The organism is Novosphingobium profundi (assembly GCF_018491765.1).
GTDB lineage: Bacteria > Pseudomonadota > Alphaproteobacteria > Sphingomonadales > Sphingomonadaceae > Novosphingobium > Novosphingobium profundi.
Genome location: NZ_JABWCU010000028.1, coordinates 1 through 18661 on the forward strand (window position 1 = coordinate 1; position 18661 = coordinate 18661).

Here is an 18661-nt window from a genome sequence, read left to right on the forward strand (position 1 = left end):
AGCCCACCGACAGCCTGACCATCAAGCTGTTTGGCATGCTCGACACCGACGACGACGGCCCGGGCGCGCAGACCCGCCTGCTCGCCTATGACGTCGACGTGGTGCTGACCTCGAACGCCGACCAGATCTGGCTGCGCGTGACCGACGGCGACGGCAAGACGCTGGTCGAGACCGTTCTGGCGCGGGGCGAGAGCTGGACCGTGCCGGCCGATGCCAAGGAGCCCAAGTTGCGCACCGCGCGCCCCGACGCGCTCCAGATCAGCGTGGGTGGCAAGGCGCTTCCCCTGCTTTCGGACAAGCCCGAGACGGTTTCGGGTGTGCTGCTTACTCCGGCCGCGCTGCAAGGGCAGGGGGCAGCTCCCGCGCCCGCGGCCCCGGCGAGCACGCCCGCGCCGGGCACGACCCCGGTTGCGGCTCCGACCGCGCCGGTCCGCACGCCAGCCCCGGCAGTGACGCCTGCGCGCCGGTCGACGCCGCCTTCAAGCCCGCGCCCGCGTGCGAGCAGCTCGGCGGATCGGCCTGCCTCGGCGGTGCCGAGCGCCAGCGGAACGCCGGAATCGTTGCTGCCGCCCAGCGTCACGAGCGCAGCGGTATCCACCACTTCCAACTAGCGAACCTCGACAGGGGCTCGCGCTTGCGGCAAGCAGGCGGTCTGTCGCCCTTGGTTAATGCCCCGTTCCATCCCGTGCCGCCATCAGAGCCGGGCGCGGGCCCTGGGGCTCCAGTGACGGAGATGATTTAGGCGATGATTGCGTATCGTGTGAAACGCCCGGTGATGCGGATGCTCCCGCGCACCTCGGCCCTTGTCGCGCTTGGCGTGGCGCTGCTGGCTTCGACGAGCCCGACTTCGGTAATCGCGCAGGACAATGCCGATGCCCGTCTGCGCAAGGTCGAATCCGAAGTGCGCGCGCTTCAGCGCAAGGTCTTCCCGGGCGGCGACGGCACGTTCTTCGAACCGCAGATCACCGCGCCCGCCGCGACGCCTGCCCCGACGCAGACGGCGACCAGCACGCCGGTCACCGACCTCCTCTCGCGCATGGACGCGGTCGAGGCGCAGATGGCGCGGCTGACCTCGCAGGTCGAACAGAACACCAACCGCCTGTCGGTCCTCGAACAGAAGGTCGCGGCCGGGATGCAGCCGGCACCGATGCCGCAAGCCACGCCGGGCGAAGCGCCCGCGCCGCAAGCTCCCGCATCGACGCTGGGCGTGATCGGCGGCGCTCCCGCCGCGGCCACGACGCGCCCCGCTCCCACTCCCGCGCCGACGCGGCCTGCCGCAAGCACCCCGGCCGCGACGCCGGCCCCGGCTTCGGGCGCGCGTCTTGCTGGCGTGCAGGCGGTCGAAAAGCCGCAGACCGGCAATCCGGGCGACGATGAGTATACTTACGGGTTCCGTCTGTGGGACGCGGGCTACTTCCCCGAGGCGCGCCAGCAGCTCAAGATTTACCTCGAGAAGTATCCCAGTGATGCCAAGGTCAGCTACGGTCGCAACCTGCTCGGCCGGGCCTGGCTCGACGACAAGAACCCGTCCGAGGCGGCCAAGTGGTTCCTGCAGAACTACCAGGCCGACAAGCGCGGTGCGCGCGCGGCCGACAGCTTGCTGTACCTCGCGATCTCGATGAAGCAGCTCAAGGACTCCAAGCGCGCCTGCATCGCCCTGGCCGAATTCAGCCAGACCTACGCGGCCGAGGCGGCCGGGCGTCTGAATTCGCTCTACGCGAGCACGCGCAATGGGCTCGACTGCAACTGATTCGCACGTGATCCTCGCGCCCGAGCCGGTCGAGCGGTTTCGCACCGATCTGGCCGTGCTTTGGCACTGGGGCGCGGCCGAGCGTGAAGCGCGGCTGGGTCTCGCCGTTTCGGGTGGGCCTGACAGCCTTGCGATGCTGCTGCTCGCCGCTTCGGCCTTCCCCGGACGGATCGAGGCCGCGACGGTCGACCATGGCCTTCGCGCCGAAAGCGCGCAGGAAGCCGCCGACGTCGGTGCACTTTGCGCGCGCCTTGGTGTGCCCCACGCGATCCTGACCGTCGAAGTGGGCGAGGGCAATGTCCAGTCGATGGCCCGCGCGGCGCGCTACGCGGCCTTGGCGGGCTGGATCGAGGCGCGCGGCCTTGCCGCGCTTGCCACCGCCCACCACGCCGACGACCAGGCCGAGACCCTGCTCATGCGCCTCAACCGCGCGAGTGGGGTGGCAGGGCTTGCGGGCACGCGCGCGGTCGGGCGTGTGCCCGAGACCGCGATTCCCCTGCTGCGCCCGCTGCTCGGCTGGCGCCGCGCCGAACTGGCCGAGGTCGTGGCGCAGGCGGGAGTCGAGCCGGCGCAGGATCCCAGCAACCGCGATGCGCGCTACGATCGGGTACGGCTGCGCCAGGCCCTTGCCGAAGCCGACTGGATCGACGTCGTGGCTGTTGCGCAGTCGGCCGCGCATCTCGCCGATGCCGATGCCGCGCTGGCCTGGATGGCCGACCTCGAGTACCGCTCGTGCGTCAAGCGCGAGCCGATGGGATTGCGCTACAAGCCGCAGGCCCCGCGCGCGGTGGCGCTGCGTGTGCTGGCCCGGATCGTGACCGAGCTCGATGGGCAGGATACGCGTGGAAGCGCGATCGCGCGGCTGTTCGAGAGCCTGTGCGAAGGGCAGCCCGCCTCGATCGGCAACCTCGTCGTGCGGCCCAATGCGGGCGGCTGGAGTTTCGCCAAGGCCCCGCGTCGTGCGCCCAAGGCTCCCGGCAAGGGCTGAGCTTCAGCTCCCGACGAGATCGTCGCCCAGGCCCACCTGCTTGCCGCGGGTGATGTAGACCTTGTCGCCCAGCCGGGTGATTGCGAAAAGCTTGGCGGCGAAGGGATTGGGAATCCCCACGCAGCCGTGGCTGGCGTAGCCCTTCTCCACTTTCGAGCCGTGCAGCGAGACCCCGTCGTTGGTCAGGCGCTGCATGTAGGGCATCGGCGCGCCGGTGTAGATGTTCGAGACGTGGTCGATGTCCTTCTCGGTGATCGGGAAGACGCCGGTAGGTGTGGGCTTGTCCTGGTCGCCGAGAAGGACCGCGGTGGCACCGATTTCATAGCCATTGCGGAAGACCGAGAGCACCCGCGCGTCGAGGTCGACGGTGATGACCAGCGGTCCATCGGGGACGCCGCTCTCGTCCCAGTGCCATTCGCCGTACTTGATGGGCCCCTTGATCGGCAGGATGCGCTTGATCACGAAGGGCTGGTCTGGCGTGGCGGGTGCCGGGCTGGGGGGCGTGGCTACCGGACGCGTGGGCGTCGTATTCGCCGCGATGCGCGGGGTCTGCGCCGCTTCCGGCGCGCTGGCAAGCACGATGACGGTGCCGATCGCCGCGAGGGCAAGAACACCCGAGACGAGGAGAATTCGTGAGCTCACGTGTGGTCGGTCTCTTTCCCGCGCTTGTGCGACACCGCTGTTTTCCAGTCAGACAAGGCTAATCGCAAATTGATGCCGGGATTTCCAGCGCCAGACTAGGGGGTGTCCCGTAGCGGGATCAGGTGTCCCCACTCGGTTCGGTGGGCGGAATCAGGCCTTGGCGCAAGAGGGCATTGGCAATCTCGGCAACCTCGTTGGGCGCGCGGTCCTGTGTCCACACCGCATAGCGAAGGCCCAGGAACACGTTCATGCCCATGATCGCCCAGGCGTGCGCCTCCTCGATGTCGGCGCGCAGCTCGCCTTTGCGTGCGCCTTCGCCCAGACGCTCGAAGATGCGCCTTGCCGTGCCTTCGTAGTGCGCGCGGAAGGTGGCCGGGTCGACGAATTCGCACTCGTCGATGATCCGGTAGATCTCCTTGTGCTCGCCCGCGAACTTGAGGAAGTTGGTGAGCGCCACGCGCTCGGCCTCGAGGGCGGGAAGGTCCGAACGACGCGATTCGCGCGCGGCTTCGCGCACGCGGGCGCTGAGGTCGTCGACCAGCGCGCGATAGATCTCGTCCTTGGAATCGAAGTAGGTGTAGAAACTGCCCAGGGCCGTTCCCGCGCGCTGCGTGATGCCGGTGATCGAGGCCTCGTGGAAACCGCGTTCGCCGAACTCGATGGCCGCGGCATCGATAAGTTTGCGCCGGGTCCGCCGTCCGCGCTCGGTGCGCGGAACTTTGTCCTGCCCCGCAGGCGAATCGCCAGGGGCGTCGCCGGTAGCGGGTGTGCGGGGAGGGGAGGGGGGATCCTGTGTGCTCACCAGGCAACAGCTAAACGGTCTGTGAAGGCTTGGCAAATGTTTGGAGTTGAAACGTGGTTCAACTATCAATATGCATGAGCTCAACAAGAATGGTTCATTGGGAGTGAATGCTATGACCAAGGCGCGATTGGGCGTTCTGGAAGCCAGTGCACTGGCGCTTTGCGCGGGGCTGGGGGGCCTTTCGATACCGGCACTGGCGCAGGAGGCCACGGATGAGGACAGCCGGGCCGAAAGCGCTCCGGAAGCCACCGGCGGCGCGATCATCGTCACCGCGCGCCGACGCGAGGAGCGCCTGGTCGATGTACCGATCGCGGTCACCAGCTTCAGTGGCGAACAACTGGCCAAGTCCGGTGCGCTGGACGTCACCGAGATCGCGCAATCGGCGCCCAACGTGACGCTCGAGCCCTCGCGCGGGACCAATTCCACGCTTTCGGCCTTCATTCGCGGTATCGGCCAGCAGGACCCGGTTTCGGGCTTCGAGCAGGGCGTGGGCATTTATCTCGACGACGTCTACCTCAACCGCCCGCAGGCCGCCGTGCTCGACATCTACGACGTCGAACGGATCGAAGTCCTGCGCGGGCCGCAGGGCACGCTCTACGGGCGCAACACCATCGGTGGTGCGGTCAAGTACGTGACCCGGCAGATGCCGCTCGAACCCTCGCTCAAGGTGCGCGGAACGCTGGGCACTTACGACCAGGCCGACCTCGTGGTGACGGGCTCGGCGCCGCTCACCGACCTTATCCGCGTGGGCGGGTCGGCCGCGCGGCTGTCGCGCGGTGGCTTCGGCAAGAACCTGACCACGGGTGAGGAGAACTACAACAAGGACATCTGGGCCGGGCGCGCCGGGATCGAGATCGGCGGCCATGGCGAACCGGTGCTGATCAAGATCTCGGGCGACTACACCAAGGACAATTCGAACGCGCGCGGTGGCCATCGCCTGATCCCGGGCATGCTGAGCGGAACCCCGGTGCTCAAGGACGTCTACGACACGCAAGGCGGGCTCGAGGACCCGAAACAATACGTCGAGGCCTATGGCCTGGCGATCAACGCGACCGCCGAGCTTTCGGACGCGCTGACCTTCAATTCGATCAGCGCCTGGCGCAAGGACGACAGCGCCTCGCCGATCGACTTCGACGCGCTGCCCTCGGTCGACCTCGACGTTCCGGCCTACTACCGCAACGAGCAGCTCAGCCAGGAATTCCAGGTCCAGTACGACAACGGCGGAGCGCTTCAGGCGCTGGTCGGGTTCTACTACCTGACCGCGAGCGCCGACACCCAGTTCGACGTACGCATCTTCAACAACTTCGCCGGCCTGACCGCCTTCACCCAGGCCGACGTCGACACCGACACCTGGGCCGTCTTCGGCGACTTCACCCTGGCGCTGACCGACCAGCTCAGCCTTTCGGCGGGCGGGCGCTACACCTGGGACAAGCGCAGCGCCTCGATCCTGCGCCAGAGCTACCTCGGCGGCGGGTCTCCGGTGTTCGGCGGCGCGGGCATTCCGTTCGGCGGGCCGAGCACCGACTTTACCGGCTCGGCGGTGTTCAAGAAGTTCACCCCACGCATCTCGCTCTCGTTCAAGCCCAGCCCCGACCACAACATCTACGGCGGCTTCAGCCAGGGCTTCAAGGGCGGCGGCTTCGACCCGCGCGGCGTGGGCGTCAACGCGCCGACCAGCAACGCCAGCGGCATTCCCAACGATGGGGAAATCGCCGATTACCTGAGCTTCAAGCCCGAAAGCGTGAACAGCTACGAGATCGGCTACAAGGGCAATCTCATGGGCGGCGACCTCTACGTCGCGCTGGCCGCGTTCCACATGGACTACACCGACGTGCAGATCCCGGGTTCGGCGGGGTGTACGGTGTCGGGTCTGCCCTCATTCTGCGGCATCATCACCAATGCGGGCAAGGCCAAGATCGACGGCATCGAGTTCGAGACCAACGCCACGCTCGCGCGTGATTTGGCGTCGAGCGGAGACCGCGTGACGCTGGCGGGTTCGCTTGGCTGGATCAACGCACGCTACACCGAATACATCGCGAACATCGCCAGCACGCCGACCGACGTTGCCGACTACCGCAAGATCCAGAATACCCCCGAATGGACCGCGAGCGGCACGCTGGGCTACGACACGCCGCTGGGCGATGGCGATCTCTCGCTCAGTTCCTCGCTCTCGTTCAAGAGCAAGACCTACCAGTTCGAGGTACCCAACCCCTATCTCGACCAGGGCGCCTACGCGCTGCTCGACGCGAGCCTCGTCTACACCGCGCCGGGTGGCCGGTGGAGCCTGGGTGTCCACGGCAAGAACCTGACCGACAAGCGCTACAAGACCTCGGGCTACACCTTCATGGCCACAAACCCGCTCACCGGTGCACTGGTCGATCCCTTGACCTCGACGTTGGGCAAGGAAGGTACACTGACCGCGTACTACGGCAACCCGCGCCAGGTCTTCGTGACCGGCACCCTGATGTTCTGAGGGGGGCAGGGACGGCGCCGGTCCGGCGCCGTCCCCGCTGTCCGCAATGTCATGTCCATGAATTAAGGGAGATCGCGCCGATGGACTACGCGCTCCACCGTTATCGCAGCGCCTGCGGGCGGCTTGAGCTGGTCGCACGCGACTATCCGGCCGCGCGCGCCGAGGCTCCCGTCCTCCTGCTGATGCATGGGCTGACGCGCAACAGCGCCGATTTCGAACCTCTCGTGAAGCACCTCGGCGGCCGATACCGCCTGATCGTGCCCGACCAGCGCGGGCGGGGTCTCTCGCAATGGGACCCCGATCCCGGCCAGTACCGTCCCGAGGTCTATTGTGCGGACATGTTCGCGCTGCTCGATGGGCTCTCCATCGCGCGCTGCGGGGTGATCGGCACGTCGATGGGAGGGCTGATGGCACTCGCCATGCAAGCGATGCGGCCCGGTTTCGCGACGGCTTTCGTCTTCAACGACATCGGCCCGGTGATCGAGGCTGCGGGGCTCGAACGTATCCAGGGCTATGTCGGGCCGGGCGGGGCCATGGCGGACTGGACGGCGGCGGCGGCGCGGTGCCGCGCGATCAATGCCGAGGCCTTCCCCGATTTCGGGCAGGCCGACTGGCTGGCTTTCGCGCGCCGGACCTGTGCGCAGAACCCTGACGGCACGGTCTCCTTTGCCTACGATCCGGCGATCTCGAAGGGCGTCTCGGGGGAGGAGGCAACCGTGATCCCGCCCGACTTGTGGCCCTTGTGGGACGCGCTCGACGCGCTGCCGGTGCTGGTCCTGCGCGGGGCCTTGTCCGATCTCCTGAGCGCGCGGACCGTTGCCGAGATGGCCAAGCGGCATTCGGGGCCCTATGGCTCGGTCGAGGTGCCGCGCGTCGGCCACGCGCCGATCCTTGACGAGGCGCCGGCGACCACGGCGATCCTCGCGTTCTTCAAGGAGCATGTGGGCTGACATGGCCGCTTCGACATCGACACAAACGCCCGCCCGGACGGCGTCCCATGCGCGCCGCAGCGCCTCACCCAACCTGGTGCTGGCCATGCTGCTCCTGGTCTACATCTTCAATTTCGTCGACCGCCAGATCCTGGCGATCCTGGCCGCGCCGATCCAGGCCGAACTGGACCTCAGCGACGCGCAGATGGGGCTGCTGGGCGGGCTCGCCTTCGCGATCCTCTATTCGACGCTGGGGGTGCCGCTTGCCTCGCTGGCCGACCGGACCAGCCGCTCCTGGGTGATCACCGGTTCGCTGGTGTGCTGGAGCGCCTTCACCGCGCTTTGCGGTCTGGCGCAGGGGTTCTGGCACATCTTCCTCGCGCGCCTCGGCGTCGGCATCGGGGAGGCGGGCGGCGTGGCGCCGTCCTACGCGGTGATCGGCGACCATTTCCCGTCCGAGCGGCGCGCCTTCGCGCTTTCGGTCTATTCGCTGGGAATCCCGCTCGGCTCGGCCGCCGGTGTGCTTGCGGGGGGCTACGTCGCGGCCACGGTCAACTGGCGCTGGGCCTTCGCGGTGGTGGGCCTGTGCGGCCTGGTGATCGCGCCGCTGTTCCGCCTCGTCGTGCGCGACACGCCGCGGCCCGCGCCTTCGGCCGAGGCACCGCAGGGGCCGACCTTGCGCGCCGTCGCCGCTGTCCTCGTGCGCAAGCCGGGGTTCTGGCTGCTGAGCTTCGGTGCGGCCTCGAGCTCGATGCTCGGCTATGGGCTCGCCTTCTGGTTGCCGAGCCTGCTCCAGCGCAGCTTCGCGCTCGACCTCGTGCACACCTCCTGGTTCATCGGGGCGGTGCTGCTGATCGGGGGAACCGCGGGCGTGATGCTGGGCGGGGTACTGGCCGATCGCCTCGGCAAGGCCGACCGGGCCTTCTACGGCTGGGTTCCCGCCTGCGCCTACATTGTCGCGGTGCCGCTCTTCGCCGCCGGGATCTGGACCTCGAGCGTCGCCTTCGCGTTCCTGCTGTTCCTCGTCCCCCAGGCGCTCGCTTATGTCTGGCTGGGGCCGGTGACTTCGGCGATCCAGCACCTTGTCGAGCCGCCCGCGCGTGCGACCGCCTCCGCGCTGTTCCTGCTGATCAACAACCTCATCGGTCTTGGCGGCGGCATTTACGCTCTTGGCGCGCTGTCTACCGCGCTGACCCCGGTCTATGGGCAGGAAGCCTTGCGCATGTCGATGCTTTTCGCGCTTGTCCTCTACCTTCTTGCCGCGCTCTTGATGGGCCTTGCAGGGCCCTTCCTGCGGCGCGAATGGGTGCGTGAAAAGGCAGCCTAGATCGGCAGTTCGGTGGTGGACTTGATCTGCGAGAGCGCCACGATCGAATTCACTTCCTGCACGCCCGGAAGCTGCGAGAGCTTGCCGAAGAAGAAGCGTTCGTAGGCCATGATGTCTTCGGCGACCACGCGGATCATGAAGTCGATCGAGCCCATCATCACGTAGCAGTCGAGCACCTCGGGAAACTCGCGGATCTGGCTGGCGAATTCGTCAAGGTTGGCGCGGCCGTGGGCGTTGAGCTTGACCTGCACGAAGACATGCGCGTTGAGCCCGACTTTCTCGCGGTCGACGATGGCCACGCGGCGCTGGATGATGCCTTCGCGCTCCATGCGGTCGATCCGCCGCCAGCACGGTGAGGAGGAGAGCCCGACCTTCTCGGCGATCTCGGCCGTGGTCTGGCTCGCATTGCGTTGCAGTTCGCGGAGAATTTTTCGCTCGTAGGGGTCAAGGTCGGACATATTTTTCCCGATACGCCTGTTTGGGGAATGTTCCAACCCGCCGGTGACCGGAATGCGCCGCAATCAGGAAAGATTTACCCGCGGGGATGGGGCATCATGGAACTGTCCAATCCAAGGAGTGAAATGATGGTCGTCGCCGCAACGCGCTCGGTGCCCGAGGAATGCATCCGTCTCGAAGACACGAAGGCCGGGCTCGACGGGTTCATCGTGATTCACTCCACTGCGCGCGGTCCGGCCGCGGGCGGTTGCCGCTTCTGGACTTACGACGCTCCCGAAGCTGCGCTTGCCGACGCGATGCGCCTTGCCGAGGGGATGAGCTACAAGAATGCCTCGGCCGAGCTGCCGCTGGGTGGCGGCAAGGCCGTCATCCGCCGCCCCGCCGGCGCGTTCGACCGCAAGGCACTGTTCGAGGCTTTCGGCGAGGCGGTCGACCGTCTCGGCGGGCGCTATGTCACCGCCGAGGACGTGGGCACCATGATCGCCGACATGGAAGCGATCGCGCTCCACACCCGCCACGTCGCCGGGCGCACCGCGCGCCCCGGCTTCGCGGGCGGCGACCCGTCGCCCTGGACGGCCCTCGGCGTGTTCGAGGCGATGAAGGCCGCTGCAAGGGTGCGCTTCGGTACCTCGCTGGCCGGTTCGACTGTCGCCGTGCAGGGCGTGGGCAGCGTCGGTGGCCGGCTTGCCCGCCTGCTGGCGGACGAGGGTGCCAGGCTCGTGCTGGCCGACATCGACACCGCGCGTGCCGAGGCTCTGGCGGCTGAACTGGGGGGGCAGGTGGCCTCGATCGCCGAGATCGCGGGCGTGGACTGTGACGTCTTCGCGCCTTGCGCGCTGGGCGGAGCGCTCGACGCGGCGACGGTGGCCGGCCTCAAGGCCGGCCTCGTGTGCGGCGCGGCCAACAACCAGCTGGCGACGCCCGAGATGGCCGAGGCGCTGACCGCGCGTGCGATCCTCTATGCGCCCGACTACGTCGTCAACGCGGGCGGCATCATCAATGTCGCGGCCGAATACCTCGGCGAGAGCGAGGACGAGGTGCGCGGACGCGTGCTCGCGATCGGGCCGCGTACGGCATCGATCCTCGAGATGGCAGCCGCCGAGGGGCTGACCACGTCGGCCGTCGCTGATCGCGAGGCCGAAGGAAAGATGCGCAGCCCCGTCGCCGCCTGAGGCGATACGGATTGCCCAGGCGATATCAGGCCGCGACCCTCAACCGGTTGCGGCCTTCGCGTTTGGCCCGGTAGAGCGCGGCGTCGGCTTCGGCGAGGAATTGTTCGGCGCTTTGCGCGGTCCCCAGCGTGGCAAGCCCGATGCTGGCGGTGACGTGTTCAGGCCCATCTTCTGGCCATTGCGCATTCTCGATAGCGAGGCGCAGGCGCTCGCCGACGATCCGGGCGCTGTCGGCATCCGATCCGGGCAGGATCAGCACGAATTCCTCGCCTCCGATCCGGCCCGCGAGGTCGCTGGTCCGGATCATGCCCTGGCATAGCTGGGCCACCTGGCGGATCACGGCGTCACCGGCGGCATGGCCGAAATTGTCGTTGATGCTCTTGAAATGGTCGATGTCGAGGATCGCGACGCTGAGCGCGCTGTGTTGGTCATGGGCCTTTTCCAACTCGCTGCCCAACACGCCGATCGCGTTGCGGCGGTTGGCGATACCGGTCAGCGAATCCGTCTGCGCAAGGATCATCGCGTAGTCGGCCTGTTCCTCGGCGCGCTTGTGCGCGGCGGCGAGGCGCTGGGTGGCGAGCGTGCGCTCGGTCACGTCCTGGAAGATACCGAAAAGCCCGATGGGTTCGCCCTTGGTATTGCGCTCCACTTCGCCCAGGCTGCGCACGTAGCGTTCGATGCCGGCGGCCGTGATCAGGCGCGCTTCGAACTCGAAGGGTTCATAGGTCTCGACCAGCGCGGCGAGATACTGGCGTACCTTGTCGCGATCATCGGGGTGATAGAACCCGATGGCGCCGTCGAGTGGCGGGGGCGCACCGGGCGAGAGCCCGTGGATGCGAAAAACTTCGTCCGACCAGAACACTTCCTCCCGCGCGAGATCGAGCCGCCAGTGGCCAACATGGGCGATGTGCTCGGACATCGCGAGCCAGCGGTTCGCACGGCTGACCTGGGTGATCACCCGGTCGCGCGCGTTGAGCAGGGCGGCCAGCGGCAGCGAGGAAAGCAGCAGCGCGAAGAGGTAAAACTGCAGGAACAGCGTCGCGCCGATCGGATCGTGTTCGCGCATCAAGTGGATCGGACCGCTGTGTTGGAGGGTCTTGTGCGAACCGATGACCGCGATGATCAGGATGCTGGCCAGGGCTCCGTTCGGGCCGACCAGATAGGTCGCCACGATCACCGCCATGAGCGGCAGGAACAGCAGAGGGAAGGTTGTCTGGTTGAAGACCGTATAGGTAATCGCCCCTACGAGCAGCAGGATCAGCAGCGGTAGCAGCCAGTTTGCCTGAAGAATGCTGCGCAGTCCGGCGTAGTTGACGGAAATGTTGAGCGCCAGCGGCACCACGATCATGATGCCAAGGCTCACCGTGGTGGCCCAGGAGAGGAACATGAGGCCCAGGCCTCCCCCGGTAAACGCGGTGGCGATCGCTCCGCTAAGCGTGCCGGTGAGCAAGGCGGCCAGACAGAATTCGACCACGCTCAAGGGGTTGTAGACCGTTTCGCTGTCACGGTTGATGTGGCGGATGCACAAGTAGCCGATCGTGGCTTCGGCCACGTTTGCGGCGGTAAAAGCGAGAGTGTAGTAGAGGCCAAGGCCAGCCAGGAGATTGGCGGCGAGGCTGCCCGCCGCGATTGCGAGGTAAACCGCGCCGCGCTGGCGTGGCGGGGCGAGAAGCAGGCCCGCGATCGAGACCCCGCTCGCGGGCCAGACCGTGGCGACCCCGTCGCTGCCCCCGGTGACATAGAGCGCCGCCGCCGCACAGACGAAATAGGCCAGCCCCACGGCCAGGGGCAGGGTGCCGACAAAGTCAAAGAGGCGTTGGCCGATGCGCATGGGGAACATTCCCATCAGGACGGTTAAATTCACATAAACAGGACCGTGATCGCGCCGACAAGTCAAGGCATTGTGCCAGATCAGGAGGCAATTCAAAAGCACCGCTCCTTCGCTGTCATTGTCGCGTCGGACATGCCCCGCTAGTCTGCTCGACCAACACGGCAAAGGGTTCCGCAATGCCATCGACGCGCAATATCGGATTGGACCTCGCCCTGCAGGGGGGAGGCGCGCACGGCGCATTCACCTGGGGCGTGCTCGAGCGCCTCCTCGAGGAGGAGCGCATCTGGATTTCGGCGCTCAGCGGGGCAAGTGCGGGGGCGATCAACGCGGCGGTCTTCGCCAGCGGGCTCGTCACCGGCGGACGCGAAGGGGCCCGCGCGGCGCTCGGCGCGTTCTGGAAGGCGATCCACCGCTCGGGCCGCGACGCGGGGCCGCTGCTGCCGATGATGGAGGCCTTTCCCGCCACGTTCGAGGCCATTTCGCAAATGTGGAGCTCGATGTTCGCCAACGTCACCTTGCCCAGTTCGCCCGAACTCGGCGCGCGCACGCAGGAAATGCTGCGCGAGGTGCTGGTCGAGCACATCGATTTCGCCGCGCTGCATTCGGACGAGGCGCCGCGCCTGTTTCTTTCGGCGACCGACGTGCGCACCGGCAGCGCGCGCATATTCGCCAACGAAGAGCTTTCTCCCGAAGTCCTGCTCGCCTCGGCCTGCCTGCCGCTGCTCTTTCCTCCGGTAACGATCGAGGGAGTGGACTACTGGGACGGAGGATACAGCGCGAACCCGCCGATCTTCCCGCTGGTTCAAAACAGCCCCAACGACGACCTCATGGTGGTCACCATCAACCCGATGTCGCGGGCCGAGACCCCGCGCGGGGCCGCCGGGATTTCCAACCGTCTGACCGAACTGGCGTTCAGCCAGACGCTGGTCAAGGACATGCGCGGGCTGGTGCTGATCCAGAACGAGGTGGGGCCGCTGACTTTCGGCAAGGGGTTGCTGGCCCGGCTGCGGCGCCTGCGCGTCCACGAGATCCACGACGAGGCGACGCTGGCGGCGATGCCGGCCGGCTCGAAGATGATGCCGCTCAAGGACATGCTGTTGCAGTTGCACGAGGCGGGGCGCGAGGCGGCCGCGAACTGGGTGCGCGACCATGGCGAGGACCTTGGTCGACGCAGCAGCGCCGATCTCGCCGCGCGCTACGCGCCCTGATCGCAAGGGACCGGATGGGGTGCCCGACGGGGCGCGCGGGAGCGATGGTCGGGAATAGGGTGATTTCCCTTGGAATCTCGGCTCGTTCCCGCGTTCCGAAAGGCTCCGTTTTGGTTTATCATATCGCAATCAGGGCGCAACGAGGAGGCTTGGGACGTCACGCATGGATCAGGACACGAATGGTACCGAGGCGAACGGATACGATCGCGGCAACCGGCCGCTGACCGGACAACTGGCCGAAATCCGCGATCGGCTGCGCGATGCTTTCCCCCGCGCGAAGAGCGTGCTGCTGGAATTCGACGGTACGTTCCGGGCGCATATCGACGTGCGCGAGGGCGAACTGGTGCCCGCGATCGAGGCGCAACTGGCGCATATCGACAATGGTCGCTTCACCCAGGTCGAGCACGGCGCGACCCCGCACCACCCCTTTCTCCACCGCATCAGCGCGGTGATCGAGGCCTGAGCGGGCGGCGGGGGCAGCGCCCCGGATTGCTGGCCGAACGAAAAAGGGCGACCCGCATGGGCCGCCCTTTTGTGTCTGGTGCGCACCCCGCATGGGGGCGACAGGGTCAATGGTTGTCGCGCGGCAGGCCCCGGGTCTGGTGGATGCGCTGGAACTTCTCGGTGCCTTCCAGGATCATGCCGGTGTTCATCTGCCCGACGATCCCGCGCTGGATTTCCTGCCAGGGGGTCTGCGAGGCGGGATAGGGGTAGCCACCGCGCGCCTCGAGGTCGGCGCGGCGCTGGCTCAGTTCCTCATCCGAGATCAGCACGTCGACGCGGCCCTTGCGAAGGTCCATGCGCACGCGGTCGCCGGTCTGGATGAGCGCGAGGCCACCCATCGCCGCCGCTTCGGGCGAGGCGTTGAGGATCGAGGGGCTGCCCGAGGTGCCCGACTGGCGTCCGTCGCCGATGCAGGGAAGGGCCCCCACGCCTTCGGTGATGAGGTAGCTGGGCGGACGCATGTTGACCACTTCGGCCGCGCCCGGATAGCCGATCGGCCCGGCGCCGCGCATGAACAGCAGCGTTTCGGTGGTGATGCCGACCGAGGGATCGTCGATGCGCGCGTGGTAGTCCTCGGGGCCGTCGAAGACCACGGCCGGGCCCTCGAAGGCCTCGGGATCGTCGGGGTTCGAGAGGTAGCGCGCGCGGAACTCGTCCGAGATCACCGAGGTCTTCATGATCGCCTGGTCGAACAGGTTGCCGGTCATGACGATGAAGCCGGCCTCCTTCTTGAGCGGGGCGTCGAAGGTCTTGATGACGTTCTCATCCTCGATCGTGGCGTCGCGGCAGTTGTCGCCGATGGTCTGGCCATTGGCGGTGATCGCGCCTTCGTTGATGAGGCCCTGGCCCATGAGCTGGGCGACGACCGCGGGCACGCCGCCGGCGTGGTAGTAGTCCTCGCCGAGGTACTCACCGGCCGGCTGGAGGTTCACCAGCAGCGGGATCTTGTGGCCCTTGTCCTCCCAGTCGGTGAGCGGGAGGTCGACGCCGATGTGGCGTGCGAGCGCGGCGAGGTGGATCGGCGCGTTGGTCGAGCCGCCGATCGCCGAATTGACCACGATCGCGTTGTGGAAGGCCTCGAGCGTCAGGATGTCGGAGGGCTTGAGGTCCTCGTGGACCATGTCGACGATGCGCTTGCCGGTGCGCCAGGCGCATTCCTGGCGGTCGCGGTAGGGCGCGGGGATCGCGGCCGAGCCGGGCAGCGACATGCCCAGGGCTTCGGTCAGCGAGTTCATCGTCGTCGCCGTGCCCATCGTGTTGCAGTAGCCGGTCGACGGCGCCGAGGAGGAGACGAGCTTGATGAAGCCCTCATCGTCGATCTTGCCGGCGGCCAGCATCTCGCGCGCCTTCCACACGATCGTGCCCGAGCCGGTGCGCTCGCCCTTGTGCCAGCCGTTGAGCATCGGCCCGACCGACAGCGCGATCGCCGGGATGTTGACGGTGGCTGCGGCCATGAGCGCGGCCGGCGTCGTCTTGTCGCAGCCGATCGTCAGCACCACGCCGTCGAGCGGGTAGCCGTAAAGCAGTTCGACGAGGCCGAGGTAGGCGAGGTTGCGGTCGAGCGCCGCGCCCGGGCGCTTGCCGGTTTCCTGGATCGGGTGGACCGGGAATTCCATCGGGATGCCGCCGGCCTCGCGGATGCCCTCGCGCACGCGCTCGGCCAGCACCAGGTGGTGGCGGTTGCAGGGCGAGAGATCGCTGCCCGACTGGGCGATGCCGATGATCGGCTTGCCCGAGCGCAGCTCTTCCAGGCTGATGCCGAAGTTGAGGTAGCGCTCGAGGTAGAGCGCGGTCATGTCGATGTTCTCGGGGTTGTCGAACCAGGCGCGCGAACGCAGCTTGGGCTTGGGCTTGGTCTGATCAGTCATCGTGGGGTTCGCCTTGGATCAACGCTCGACCGATACGCGATAGATCATGACGTGCCGGTAGGGCTTGCCGGGATCGACGCGGGCCGAGGCGAAGTTGGAATGGTTGGGCGCATCGGGAAACTTCTGCGGTTCGAGCGCAATGCCGTCGCCCATGCGGTAGAGATGGCCGTGCTTGCCGACAAAAGTGCCGTCAAGGAAATTGCCGGAGTAAACCTGGACGCCCGGTTCGGTCGTCAGCACTTCAAGGACGCGGCCCGAGGCGGGGTCCTCGAGGCGGGCGGCAAGTTCGGGCGTCTTGGTGAGGCCCTTGTCGAGCGCGAAGTTGTGGTCGACGCCGCGGCCGTAGAGGATCTGCTGGTCGGTGCCGTCGCGCAGGCCCTCGTGCATCGGCTTGCCGGCGCGGAAATCGAAGGGCGTGCCCGTCACGTCGGCGAGTTCGCCGGTCGGGATCAGCGTGGCGCTGACCGGCGTGTAGTGGCTTGCGGGAACCGTCAGCACGTTGTCCATCGCACCCTGCGGGGCGCCTTCACCGGCCATGTTGAAGATGGCGTGGTTGGTCATGTTGATGATGGTCGGCTTGTCGGTGGTCGCATCGAACACGATCTTGAGTTCGCCCTTCTCGTCGAGCGAGTAGGTGACGCGCGCCTTGACCGTGCCGGGGTAGCCCGAATCGCCATCGGGGCTGGTGAGCGTGAAGACCGCGCTCGCAACCGGACCGGACTTGACCGTCTCGACCTTCCAGTTCTGCACGTCGAAGCCCTTGCCGCCGCCGTGGAGCGACTGGCCGTGGTCGTTGGCGGGAAGGTGGTAGGTCTTGCCGTCGAGGGTGAAGGTGGCGTTGCCGATGCGATTGGCATAGCGCCCGATCGTCGCGCCCCAGTAGTTGGGCTTGTCCTTGTAGGACTGCAGGTCATCATAGCCGAGCGTGATGTCGGCGACCTTGCCGTCGCGGTCGGGGGCCATGAACTTCCACAAGGTCGCGCCGAACGAGAGAATCGTCGCGGAAACGCCGTTGTCGGCGGTGAGCGTGACCGAAGTGACCTGGGTGCCGTCGTCCAGCGTACCCGCGGCCTGCTGGCTCGCCTCGGCGGCGAGGGCGGGCATCGCGTGGGTGGCGCAGAGCGCCATCAGGGCCGTCGACATGAATGCCTTGCGCATAAACCTCACAATCCTGGCTCCCGTTCGTCTATCGAATTATGACTCTGTCTGGTTTTCGTCGGCCATTGACGTGGCCGGTGGCTGCATATAGTCCGACAAATAGAAAGAGCGCAAGCCGGATCGCGTGCAACGGCGCCGGCGGATGTGACGAGAGGATCGACATGCCTTCAGTTGGAACTTCAACCAGCGCCCCGGTGGCGCATGCGCAGGCCTCGGGCGTGCGCTACGGCCCCGCGCTGGCTCTGCTGGCCAGCCTGTTTTTCATGTGGGGCTTCATCACGGTCATCAACAATACGCTGCTGCCGCACCTCAAGAGCGTGTTCGACCTCAGCTACACCCAGACCACGCTGATCGAATCGGTCTGGTTCATCGCCTACTTCTTCGCCTCGATCCCCTCGGCCAAGCTGATCGAGAAGGTGGGTTACAAGAAGTCGCTGGTGATCGGCCTGCTCATCATGGCGGCGGGCGCGCTGGGCATGATGCTCGCGGCCTCGATCCCGTCCTACGGCGTGACGCTGGTCATGCTCTTCGTCATCGCGAGCGGGATCACGCTGCTGCAGGTGGCGGCGAACCCTTACGTCGCGGTCGTCGGCAAGCCCGAGACCGCTTCCTCGCGCCTCAACCTGGTGCAGGCGATGAACTCGGCGGGCACGATGCTTGCCCCGCTGTTCGGTGCCTATCTCATCCTCGGCCGCTCGAAGGGCGGCACGGCCGCGGTCGGCACGGTGTTGACCGAAGCCGAACGCCTCGCCGACGCGCAGTCGGTAATCCTGCCTTATGGCCTCGTTGCAGTGGTGCTGGTGGTGCTTGCGGTGGTCATCGCGCGCTTCCCGCTGCCCGCGATGGTCTCCTCCGCGCCCGAGGCGAAGGAGAAGCGCAAGGGCCTGATCAATCCCGACCTGCTCAAGCACCGCAACCTGGTGTTCGGCATCCCGGCGATCTTCATCTACCTGATCGCCGAGATCGGCGTCGCCAACCTCTTCGTGAACTTCGTCTCGCGCCCCGATATCGGCAACATGACCCACGAGGCGGCTGGCAACTACCTCGCGCTGTTGTGGGGCGGCATGATGATCGGCCGCTTCGTCGGTTCGGCGGTGATGCAGGCTTTTGACGCGGGCAAGGTCCTCGCGGTCTTCTCGGTCGGCGCCTTCGTGGTGATGCTGGTCACGACCTTTGCCTCGGGTCCCGTCGCGATGTGGGCGCTGATCCTCGTCGGTCTGTTCCACTCGATCATGTTCCCGACCATCTTCACCCTTGCGATCAAGGGCCTGGGTCCGCTGACCGAGGAAGGCTCGGGCCTTCTGGTCATGGCGATCGCAGGCGGTGCGCTGGTGATCGTGCAGGGCTGGATCGCGGACAACTATGGTCTCCAGACCTCGTTCCTGCTGACGGCGGTCTGCGAACTTTACGTTCTGTTCTACGCGCTGTGGGGCAGCAAGGTGACCCACGCCGAGCCCGACCTCCAGGTCGAGGACCAGAGCCCGTTCACCGAATAGGCCAGGCCCGAAGCCGACACCAAAAAGCCCCGGAAGAGACCTCTCTTCCGGGGCTTT

16 protein-coding genes are annotated in these 18661 nt (G+C 66.9%); 10 read left to right on the forward strand and 6 right to left on the reverse strand.

Translation table 11 applies throughout. The features are described from left to right. The 3 genes from HT136_RS26555 to tilS all read left to right on the forward strand — a co-directional run. Positions 1-611, forward strand: a 611-nt coding sequence (locus HT136_RS26555; protein ID WP_214202276.1) for a DUF4115 domain-containing protein, incomplete at its 5' end; no start/stop codon positions are given. A gap of 134 nt (positions 612-745) precedes the next feature. After that, complete coding sequence (locus tag HT136_RS23495; RefSeq protein WP_246544286.1) at positions 746-1750, forward strand: tetratricopeptide repeat protein; 1005 nt, start codon at positions 746-748, stop codon at positions 1748-1750. Further along, on the forward strand, positions 1731-2738 hold the full coding sequence (gene tilS / locus HT136_RS23500; protein WP_214202277.1) for a tRNA lysidine(34) synthetase TilS: 1008 nt from the start codon (positions 1731-1733) through the stop codon (positions 2736-2738). The genes HT136_RS23495 and tilS overlap by 20 nt, the downstream gene beginning before the upstream one ends. Before the next feature lie 3 nt (positions 2739-2741). On the opposite strand, the gene HT136_RS23505 is transcribed toward tilS, so the two are convergent. Both HT136_RS23505 and HT136_RS23510 read right to left on the reverse strand, forming a co-directional pair. Continuing rightward, positions 2742-3380 (reverse strand): L,D-transpeptidase family protein, encoded by a 639-nt coding sequence (locus HT136_RS23505; RefSeq protein WP_214202278.1) that lies wholly within the window; start codon positions 3378-3380, stop codon positions 2742-2744. A gap of 118 nt (positions 3381-3498) precedes the next feature. Next, on the reverse strand, positions 3499-4182 hold the full coding sequence (locus tag HT136_RS23510; protein ID WP_214202279.1) for a TetR/AcrR family transcriptional regulator: 684 nt from the start codon (positions 4180-4182) through the stop codon (positions 3499-3501). A gap of 112 nt (positions 4183-4294) precedes the next feature. On the opposite strand from HT136_RS23510, the gene HT136_RS23515 reads away from it, so the two are divergent. The 3 genes from HT136_RS23515 (at position 4295) to HT136_RS23525 (ending at position 8911) form a co-directional block, all read left to right on the forward strand. Next, on the forward strand, positions 4295-6655 hold the full coding sequence (locus HT136_RS23515) for a TonB-dependent receptor (protein ID WP_214202280.1): 2361 nt from the start codon (positions 4295-4297) through the stop codon (positions 6653-6655). Between the two features lie 80 nt (positions 6656-6735). Then, on the forward strand, positions 6736-7605 hold the full coding sequence (locus HT136_RS23520) for an alpha/beta fold hydrolase (protein ID WP_214202281.1): 870 nt from the start codon (positions 6736-6738) through the stop codon (positions 7603-7605). A 1-nt stretch (position 7606) separates the two neighbouring features. After that, positions 7607-8911, forward strand: coding sequence for a spinster family MFS transporter (locus HT136_RS23525; RefSeq protein WP_214202282.1), 1305 nt, complete (start codon positions 7607-7609; stop codon positions 8909-8911). Here the strand turns inward: HT136_RS23525 and HT136_RS23530 are convergent. Beyond that, positions 8908-9369 (reverse strand): Lrp/AsnC family transcriptional regulator, encoded by a 462-nt coding sequence (locus tag HT136_RS23530; protein WP_214202283.1) that lies wholly within the window; start codon positions 9367-9369, stop codon positions 8908-8910. The genes HT136_RS23525 and HT136_RS23530 overlap by 4 nt on opposite strands. A 123-nt stretch (positions 9370-9492) precedes the next feature. Here HT136_RS23530 and HT136_RS23535 point away from each other — a divergent pair, with 123 nt between their 5' ends. Then, positions 9493-10539, forward strand: a complete 1047-nt coding sequence (locus tag HT136_RS23535) for a Leu/Phe/Val dehydrogenase (RefSeq protein WP_214202284.1) — start codon at positions 9493-9495, stop codon at positions 10537-10539. A gap of 25 nt (positions 10540-10564) precedes the next feature. Here HT136_RS23535 and HT136_RS23540 read toward each other — a convergent pair whose 3' ends face one another. Then, on the reverse strand, positions 10565-12370 hold the full coding sequence (locus HT136_RS23540; protein ID WP_214202285.1) for a sensor domain-containing diguanylate cyclase: 1806 nt from the start codon (positions 12368-12370) through the stop codon (positions 10565-10567). A 176-nt stretch (positions 12371-12546) separates the two neighbouring features. Between HT136_RS23540 and HT136_RS23545 the strand changes: the two genes are divergently transcribed. Both HT136_RS23545 and HT136_RS23550 read left to right on the forward strand, forming a co-directional pair. Next, a complete protein-coding gene (locus HT136_RS23545) occupies positions 12547-13578 on the forward strand; it encodes a patatin-like phospholipase family protein (protein WP_214202286.1) in 1032 nt (343 codons plus the stop codon). 163 nt (positions 13579-13741) lie between these two features. Continuing rightward, on the forward strand, positions 13742-14041 hold the full coding sequence (locus tag HT136_RS23550) for a hypothetical protein (protein WP_214202287.1): 300 nt from the start codon (positions 13742-13744) through the stop codon (positions 14039-14041). 106 nt (positions 14042-14147) lie between these two features. Here HT136_RS23550 and HT136_RS23555 read toward each other — a convergent pair whose 3' ends face one another. Together HT136_RS23555 and HT136_RS23560 are read right to left on the reverse strand one after the other, a co-directional pair. Then, entirely contained in the window at positions 14148-15950 is a 1803-nt protein-coding gene (locus tag HT136_RS23555; protein WP_214202288.1) for an IlvD/Edd family dehydratase, read from the reverse strand. Between the two features lie 18 nt (positions 15951-15968). After that, the gene (locus HT136_RS23560; protein WP_214202289.1) at positions 15969-17108 is read right to left on the reverse strand and encodes an aldose epimerase family protein; all 1140 of its coding nucleotides are present in this window, start codon (positions 17106-17108) and stop codon (positions 15969-15971) included. A gap of 161 nt (positions 17109-17269) precedes the next feature. Here HT136_RS23560 and HT136_RS23565 point away from each other — a divergent pair, with 161 nt between their 5' ends. Further along, positions 17270-18604, forward strand: coding sequence for a sugar MFS transporter (locus HT136_RS23565; RefSeq protein WP_214202290.1), 1335 nt, complete (start codon positions 17270-17272; stop codon positions 18602-18604). Positions 18605-18661 lie beyond the last annotated feature (57 nt).

Excerpts from the sequence above, each read along its gene's own strand:
- HT136_RS23495 (WP_246544286.1), top strand. The coding sequence starts at position 746 with ATGATTGCGTATCGTGTGAAACGCCCGGTGATGCGGATGCTCCCGCGC.
- tilS (WP_214202277.1), top strand. The coding sequence starts at position 1,731 with ATGGGCTCGACTGCAACTGATTCGCACGTGATCCTCGCGCCCGAGCCG.
- HT136_RS23515 (WP_214202280.1), top strand. The coding sequence starts at position 4,295 with ATGACCAAGGCGCGATTGGGCGTTCTGGAAGCCAGTGCACTGGCGCTT.
- HT136_RS23520 (WP_214202281.1), top strand. The coding sequence starts at position 6,736 with ATGGACTACGCGCTCCACCGTTATCGCAGCGCCTGCGGGCGGCTTGAG.
- HT136_RS23525 (WP_214202282.1), top strand. The coding sequence starts at position 7,607 with ATGGCCGCTTCGACATCGACACAAACGCCCGCCCGGACGGCGTCCCAT.
- HT136_RS23530 (WP_214202283.1), bottom strand. The coding sequence starts at position 9,369 with ATGTCCGACCTTGACCCCTACGAGCGAAAAATTCTCCGCGAACTGCAA.
- HT136_RS23535 (WP_214202284.1), top strand. The coding sequence starts at position 9,493 with ATGATGGTCGTCGCCGCAACGCGCTCGGTGCCCGAGGAATGCATCCGT.
- HT136_RS23540 (WP_214202285.1), bottom strand. The coding sequence starts at position 12,370 with ATGCGCATCGGCCAACGCCTCTTTGACTTTGTCGGCACCCTGCCCCTG.
- HT136_RS23545 (WP_214202286.1), top strand. The coding sequence starts at position 12,547 with ATGCCATCGACGCGCAATATCGGATTGGACCTCGCCCTGCAGGGGGGA.
- HT136_RS23550 (WP_214202287.1), top strand. The coding sequence starts at position 13,742 with ATGGATCAGGACACGAATGGTACCGAGGCGAACGGATACGATCGCGGC.
- HT136_RS23555 (WP_214202288.1), bottom strand. The coding sequence starts at position 15,950 with ATGACTGATCAGACCAAGCCCAAGCCCAAGCTGCGTTCGCGCGCCTGG.
- HT136_RS23560 (WP_214202289.1), bottom strand. The coding sequence starts at position 17,108 with ATGCGCAAGGCATTCATGTCGACGGCCCTGATGGCGCTCTGCGCCACC.
- HT136_RS23565 (WP_214202290.1), top strand. The coding sequence starts at position 17,270 with ATGCCTTCAGTTGGAACTTCAACCAGCGCCCCGGTGGCGCATGCGCAG.